This is a genomic window from Bradyrhizobium sp. P2_E8 (assembly GCF_056403875.1).
The window spans coordinates 1-2,820 of the sequence record NZ_JBFUES010000958.1 but is presented as its reverse complement, the minus strand read 5'-3'; the positions used below and the strand labels follow the sequence as shown (position 1 = coordinate 2,820).

Sequence of the window (2,820 nt, the reverse complement as noted above, 5' to 3'; positions counted from 1 at the left end):
CTTCTTGGGATCGCCGGGCTCGCCGGCGGAAAAGGTCCCGTGCCCGTGCTGGTCGTGGGCGAAAGCCGGCGCGGTCGAAAGCGCGGCCAGCGCGAGGGCGAGCTTGATCGTCTTCTTCATTGCAGTCTCCAGTTGGTGGTTCATCGAAACGCTCACATCTTCATGTTCTTCATCGGCGCGGCGCCGGGCTTTTGCCRCGCCGGCTCGGCGGCCGGCGGCGTGACCTCGTAGGCGACCGTGCCTTGCGGGAATTTGTACGGGCCGGGATCGCGGTAATCGTCGCGCGCGATGTCCTCGCGGATCTTCATCACCGTGAACATGCCGCCCATCTCGATCGGACCGAACTGGCCGGTGCCGGTCATCATCGGCAGCGTGTTGTCGGGCGCGGGCATCTCCATGTTGCCCATCGCCATGCCGGTCGAGCCCATCGCCATGGCATCAGGCGCGAGCTTGCCGACGGCCTTGGCGAGATCCTTGCGCGACACGCCGATCAGATTGCGCACCTCGTGCCCCATCGCGTTCATGGTGTGGTGCGACTTGTGACAGTGGAACGCCCAGTCGCCGGGATTGTCTGCGAGCACGTCGAACACGCGCACCGCGCCCACGGGGACGTCGGTGGTCGTCTCCGGATATTGCGCACTCTCCGGAATCCAGCCGCCGTCGGTGCAGGTCACCGCAAAGCTGTGGCCGTGCAGGTGGATCGGATGATTGGTCATGCTGAGATTGCCGATGCGCACGCGCACCTTGTCGCCGAGCCGCACCGGCAAGGGATCGATGCCGGGAAACACCCGCGAATTCCAGGTCCACATGTTGAAGTCGGTCATCTCGTTGACCTGCGGCAGATAGGTGCCGGGATCGACGCGATAGGTGCTCATCACGAAGACGAAGTCGCGGTCGACGGGGCGGAAGCTTTGATCGCGCGGATGCACGACGACCATGCCCATCATGCCCATCGCCATCTGCACCATCTCGTCGGAATGCGGGTGGTACATGAAGGTCCCGCTCTTCTTCATCTCGAATTCGTAGACGAAGGTCTTGCCGGGCTCGATGTGCGGCTGATTCAGTCCGCCGACGCCGTCCATGCCGCTCGGGATGATCATGCCGTGCCAGTGCACGGTGGTGTATTCGGGCAGTCTGTTGGTGACGAAGACGCGGACCTTGTCGCCCTCGACCGCCTCGATGGTCGGCCCCGGCGACTGGCCGTTATAGCCCCACAGGTTCACCTTCATGCCTTCGGCGAACTCGCGCACCACGGGTTCGGCGACGAGGTGGAATTCCTTCCAGTCGCCGTTCATGCGGAACGGCAGCGACCAGCCGTTCAGGGTGACCACGGGGCGATAGTCGGGGCCGCTGGTCGGATGCAGCGGCGGCTGCATCACCACCTTGTCCATATGAGGTGCTTCCGGAATCGACGCGGCCTGGACGCGGCCGCTGATGGCCGACGCGCTGGCAAGCGCCGCTGTGCCCAAAAATCCTCGGCGGGAATACATGCTGGCCTCCGTCTCAGTGGCCGCCATCGGCAGGCGCTGCCGCGGCGATGGTGGTTGAATTGTCGCCGCCGGCCGCAGGGGCGCCGCCACCGTTGATGGCGGTCTGCAGGTCGGCCTGGGCGAGGAAGAAGTTTTGCCTTGCGTCGATGGCGCCGCGCAGTGACGCCAGGCGCTGCCGCGCTTCGGTCAGCAGCGCAAAGATGTCGACCTGCATGCTGGAGAAGCGAAGCTGCATCTCCTCGGTAATGATCTTGCGCAGCGGCAAGATCTCGCGCTGATAGTGGCTGGCGATATCGTAGGTCGACCGGTAGGCGCGATAGGTGTCGCGCGCCTCGGAGCGCACGTTCACGGCACGCTCGGTCAGGCGGTTGAAGGCGAGGTTGTAGGTCTCCGCCGCCTGCCGCATGCGCACCTCGCCGCCGTCGAAGATTGGAATCTGGAACTGCACGTCAAAACCGCGTTCGCGGAACGGCGGGCCCTCCGGATCCTGGGTGCGGCGGGAGATGCCGGCGAGATCGAGCAGCGTCACGAAGCGCGTCGCCTCGGTGAGATTCAACGACTTCGCCAGCGCCGTCAGCTCCAGCCGCGCGATCTGCAGGTCGATGCGATGGGCAACCGCATCGGCTTCGATCGAAGGCAGTGCCTGCGGCCGGCGCGGCAGCGGCGGCAACTGGTTGGGCAGGCGGAAATCGAGGCCGTCGTCCCACAGCCCCATCAGCCGCGCGAGCCTTTCGCGTGCGCTGGTTGCCGACTGCCGCGCGGTTGCGAGGTCGCCGGTGGTCTCGGCGTAGAACACCTGTTCGCGGGCCTGGTCGAGCTTGTTGATCGAGCCGGTCTCGCCGAGCTTGACCGCAAGCTGTGCGGTCGATTCCGCCGTTGCCTTCGCGTCTGTCAGCAGCACCACCATCTCGTTGCCGGCGACTGCGCGGAGATAAGCGCGCCGCACGTCCGCGGCGAGCCGCAGCGTCGCAAGCGCCGCACGCAATTGAGCCTGGCGGAAGCGGTCGCGGGCGATCTCGGAGCGGAACGGCAGGGTCGCCAGCGCCAGGATGTCGCCGACCACCTGGCGCTCGATCTCGCTGGCGCCATTGCCCGTGATCCGCGAGACCGAGAACACGGGATTGGGCGGCAGGCTCTGCTCCACCAGTTCGGTCTCGGCCAGCGCCAGCTCGTTATAGGCGCCTTGGAGCCCCTTGTTGTTGAGCAGCGCGATCTGGACGGCGGTCTCTGCGCTGAGTGTCCGCGAGAGCAGCAGGCGAACGCGTGCATCGACCGCGCCGGCTCCGTCGGCCGACCGCACGAAGGCGACGTCCTTGTTGATGGTCTGGCT

General features: G+C 66.0%; 2 protein-coding genes and 1 pseudogene. All 3 read right to left on the bottom strand.

What is annotated here, in order from left to right; translation table 11 throughout:
- Window positions 1-120 (bottom strand): annotated as a pseudogene (locus AC1D00_RS34945) (copper resistance protein); the annotation flags it as partial.
- A 32-nt stretch (window positions 121-152) separates the two neighbouring features.
- Window positions 153-1,490 carry a copper oxidase gene (locus tag AC1D00_RS34940; protein WP_477013814.1) on the bottom strand — a complete coding sequence of 446 codons (1,338 nt, stop codon included), beginning with the start codon at window positions 1,488-1,490 and terminating at the stop codon, window positions 153-155.
- Window positions 1,491-1,503: 13 nt separating this feature from the next.
- Window positions 1,504-2,820: TolC family protein (locus AC1D00_RS34935; RefSeq protein ID WP_477013813.1), on the bottom strand; the 1,317-nt coding region annotated here is incomplete at its 5' end.